Source organism: Mesorhizobium sp. M7A.F.Ca.MR.362.00.0.0, assembly GCF_004023175.1.
In the GTDB taxonomy this organism is placed as follows: Bacteria; Pseudomonadota; Alphaproteobacteria; order Rhizobiales; family Rhizobiaceae; genus Mesorhizobium.
This window is the reverse complement of sequence record NZ_RZTF01000335.1, coordinates 1-2,441: the sequence shown is the minus strand read 5'-3', so window position 1 is coordinate 2,441 and position 2,441 is coordinate 1. Positions and strand designations below refer to the sequence as shown.

The following is a 2,441-nucleotide window of genomic DNA, read 5'->3' as shown; positions in this document are numbered from 1 at the left end:
GCTGCCACCGGCGCGCTGGTGTGGAACTGGGATTCCGGCAAGCCGGACCAGACGACGCCGCTGCCGGCCGGCCAGACCTATACCGCCAACTCGCCCAACATGTGGTCGACGCCGAGCGCCGACGAGAAGCTCGGCCTGCTCTACGTGCCGCTCGGCAACCAGACGCCGGACCAGCTCGGCGCCGGGCGCAGCGCCAATGTCGAGAAGTTCTCGTCGTCGATCACCGCGCTCGACCTCAACACCGGGCAGGTGCGCTGGGTGCGGCAGACCGTGCACCACGATCTCTGGGACATGGACGTGCCGGCGCAGCCGAGCCTGATCGACATCACCAAACCCGACGGCACGGTGGTGCCGGCGCTGGTCGGGCCGACCAAGCAGGGCGACCTCTATGTGCTCGACCGCCGCACCGGCGAGCCGGTCATTGCGGTCAACGAAGTGCCGGCGCCCGGCGGCGCGATCGAAGGTGACCACACATCGCCAACGCAGCCGGTCTCCGACCTTACCTTCATGCCGAAGCCGCTCACCGGCGCCGACATGTGGGGCCTAACCATGTTCGACCAGTTGGCCTGCCGGATCGAATTCCAGGGCCTGCGCTATGAGGGTCGCTATACGCCGCCTTCCGTCCAGGGCTCGCTGATCTACCCCGGCAACTTCGGCACCTTCAACTGGGGTGGCGTCGCCGTCGACCCGGTCCGGCAGGTGCTGTTCGGCATGCCGACCTATCTGGCGTTCAAGTCGGAGCTCATTCCGCGCGATCAGGTGCCGCCACCGGACGAAGGGCGCGGCAGCGAGCAGGGGCTGAACCGCAACGAGGGCGCGCCCTATGCGGTGGTGATGGGACCGTTCCTGTCGCCGCTCGGCATTCCTTGCCAGGCGCCACCCTGGGGCTATGTCGCCGGCGCCGATCTCAGGACCGGCAAGATCGCCTACAAGCACCGCAACGGCACCGTCTACGATATGACGCCGCTGCCGCTGCCGCTGAAAGTCGGGGTGCCGGGCATCGGCGGACCGATGATCACCGCTGGCGGCGTCGCCTTCCTGGGGGCCGCGGTCGACGACTATCTGCGCGCCTACGACCTGACATCGGGCAAGCAGCTGTGGCAGGCGCGGCTGCCGGCCGGCGGGCAATCGACGCCGATGACCTATACGGTGGCCGACGGCCGCCAGTTCGTGGTCATCGTCGCCGGCGGCCACGGTTCGGTCGGCACCAAGCCCGGGGACTATGTGATCACCTACGCGCTGCCGAAGTAGGGGCGCAGGGGGGGCGCGATCTCTCAGAGGTCGCACCGCCCCTCATCTGTGCCGGTATCTTTTCCCCGTATAGTGACGGGGAAAAGTGCCCGACTGGGCGATGAGGGGCGGCAAATCTTCCGATCGGCCCGATTGTCGATCAGCCAATCCCCAGATGGCCCTTCAGGCTGGGCACCGAGCCGAGCACCTTGTTGGTCAGGTCGGGGCCGGCGGCGGCTTCGGCCTGCTGGATCAGCGTCGCGCCGGCCTTCTGGATCTGCGCCATGTCGAGCCCGGATGCCTTGAGCGCGGCGATGCCGTTGATCAGCGCGCCGGCCTTCTCGCCGAGAACGCCGCCAAGCGCGCCCTGCAACGACGAGAGAAAACCGCCACCGCCGGCCGGAGCGGCGGCCATGACGTCATATTGATGGGCGAGGTCGTCGGCGCCGGGGATTTTGGCGAAGAAAGCCGAGGCGCTTGTGCCTTCCGCCTCGTGTTCGAGCACCGAGAAGATGGTGCCGACGACTTTCTCCGTCGTCGCCTGGTCGAGGTCCGCCTTCTGCGAAACGGTGTTGACGATGTCCTGGACGTTCATGGCGTCACTCAGCCCTGGGTTTTCGTGTTGCGGTTCCGCTCAGTGCGGACCCTGATCAACGATCGTCTGCCTGCGTTCAGAACCATCGAGCACAGGGCCAAAGCGGCACTCGCCGCAAGGACGAGCGCGCTGGCGAGGATCGGGGAAGGCATGGTCATGGTCATCGCTTCCTTCTGGGTCTGACGTGTGGGCACACGGCCAAGATACTGGTCGATAGCTACCTTCCCTCACGATTGTGGCAGCGCCAGCAGGATTTATCGCCAATGACCAAAAAGTGATGACATGGCCGCGCATGGCGCCAGCTTTACTGCTCGGGCGCGGCCGGCGCCCTACGCCCTGAGGCAATCGGCGGCCGCGATGAGTGCTCGACTGGATCATGCCGGCTTGGTCCCTATGTAGCTGGGAACTAAAGCCCGAAGCAGAGGACCCCATCCATGACGAAACCCGACGCCAAGCCCGCCATCACCCAGGCGATGATCGACGCCTATGACGAATATACGCATCTGACGCTCGATCGCCGCCGGTTCATGGAGCAGTTGACCCGGCTTGCCGGATCGGGTGCGGCGGCCGCCGCGATCGCGCCGCTTCTGGCGGCAAATTCGGCGCAAGCGGCTGT

The 2,441-nt window shown here is 66.4% G+C and carries 1 protein-coding gene and 2 pseudogenes; 2 read left to right on the top strand and 1 reads right to left on the bottom strand.

The window, feature by feature from the left end:
• Positions 1–1,251: pseudogene (locus EOC06_RS43780) on the top strand (membrane-bound PQQ-dependent dehydrogenase, glucose/quinate/shikimate family); the annotation flags it as partial.
• Positions 1,252–1,390: 139 nt separating this feature from the next.
• Here EOC06_RS43780 and EOC06_RS28965 read toward each other — a convergent pair.
• On the bottom strand, positions 1,391–1,825 hold the full coding sequence (locus EOC06_RS28965) for a hypothetical protein (RefSeq protein WP_128309409.1): 435 nt from the start codon (positions 1,823–1,825) through the stop codon (positions 1,391–1,393).
• A gap of 434 nt (positions 1,826–2,259) precedes the next feature.
• Here EOC06_RS28965 and EOC06_RS28955 point away from each other — a divergent pair.
• A pseudogene (locus EOC06_RS28955) lies at positions 2,260–2,441 on the top strand (dienelactone hydrolase family protein); the annotation flags it as partial.